Source organism: Frankia nepalensis (assembly GCF_016786325.1).
Taxonomy (GTDB): Bacteria; Actinomycetota; Actinomycetes; order Frankiales; family Frankiaceae; genus Pseudofrankia; species Pseudofrankia nepalensis.
The window spans coordinates 1-1,544 of sequence record NZ_JADWYU010000353.1 but is presented as its reverse complement, the minus strand read 5'-3'; the positions used below and the strand labels follow the sequence as shown (position 1 = coordinate 1,544).

Annotated in this window: 1 protein-coding gene and 1 pseudogene; both read left to right on the top strand. The window is 67.7% G+C overall.

Annotation, left to right across the window (positions count from 1 at the left end):
- A partial coding sequence (locus I6A81_RS41155) for an AAA family ATPase (protein WP_238431218.1) occupies positions 1-958 on the top strand: 958 nt, incomplete at its 5' end.
- Positions 955-1,544, top strand: a pseudogene (locus I6A81_RS41150) (DUF58 domain-containing protein); the annotation flags it as partial. The gene I6A81_RS41155 and the pseudogene I6A81_RS41150, both read left to right, overlap by 4 nt.

Below are 1,544 nucleotides of genomic sequence, written 5' to 3'. Positions count from 1 at the left end.
GGATGTGGCCTGGTTCGCCGAGCGGTGTGATCGGATCGTGCGCAATGTCGAGCGTCTGATCAGGGGTAAGACGGATGTTGTCCGGTTGGCTGTGTTGTGTATGGCGGCTGAGGGGCATGTGCTGATCGATGATGTGCCGGGTACGGGTAAGACGTCGATCGCGAAGGCGTTGGCGGGTTCGATCGAGGGCAGTATGCGTCGGATCCAGTGCACGCCTGACTTGTTGCCGTCGGATGTGACGGGTGTGCAGGTCTGGAACGCGCAGGCTCGGGTGTTCGAGTTTCAGCCGGGTGCGGTCTTCGGGAATGTGGTGCTCGCGGATGAGGTGAACCGGGCGTCGCCGAAGACGCAGTCGGCGTTGTTGGAGGTGATGGAGGAGCGTCAGGTCACGGTCGATGGGGTTTCGCATCTGGTGCCGCGGCCGTTTCTGGTGGTGGCGACCCAGAATCCGGTGGAGCACGGTGGTACCTATGATCTTCCGGAGGCGCAGATCGACCGGTTCATGGTCCGGCTGGCGGTGGGCTATCCGGATCATGCGGCTGAGGTTGAGATCGTGGCGAACCGGTCGGCTGGGCAGTCGGTGCTTGATCTGACGCCGGTGGTGTCGAACGCCGATGTGGTGCGGATGACGGAGATTCTGCGGCGGGTTCATCTGACGCCGGCGATCGTGGACTACATCGTGACGATCACGGCGGCGACCCGGCGGCTGGCCGAGTTGCGTCTCGGGGCGAGCACTCGTGCTGGGATCGCGCTGGCGGTCGCGGCGCAGGCGCACGCGGCCGCCGACGCGCGGACTTTTGTGACGCCGGATGATGTCAAGGCGTTGGCGCCCTATGTTCTTGGTCACCGGTTGCTGTTGCGGCCGGAGGCGGAGTTGAACGGGGCGACGGCGCCGAATCTGCTGGCCGGGATTCTTGCTTCGGTTCCGGTTCCTGGTCTGCGGCCGGCGTACCGGTGATTACCCGTTCTGGGGTCGCGGTTGCCGTGGTCGCGGTGGTGTTCGGTGTGGCCGGGTTCGTGTTGCGTTATCCCGAGTTGGTGGTGATCTCGGCGGCGGCGGTCTGTGCGTTGCTGGTGGCGGGTGGCTGGCTGTTGGTGAGCCCGAATGTGACGATTTCGCGGCAGGTCCGGCCGGCGCGGGTGGTGGAGGGTGAGCCGGCGTTCGGTTATCTCACGGTCACGAACGTCTCGAGCCGGCGTTGCCCGCCGATCCACGCCGAGGAGAAGGTCGCCGGTGTGACCGTCGACATCGCGCTGCCGAGCCTGGGGGCCGGTGGGCGGGCTGAGCGGGGCTACGCGATCCCGACCTCGCGGCGCGGGGTGTTCGAGGTCGGGCCGCTGACCGTCGGCCACAGCGATCCGCTGCGGCTCGTGCACGTGGGTCAGACCCGCCCGGAGCGGACGCTGCTGCGGGTGCGGCCGCGGGTGCACGACGTCGGGCCGTTGCCGACCGGTGGGTCGCCGGACCTGGACGGGCCGACGTCGAACGAGGCCCCGCAGGGCGGCGTCGCGTTCCACTCGCTGCGCGACTACGTCCGCGGCGA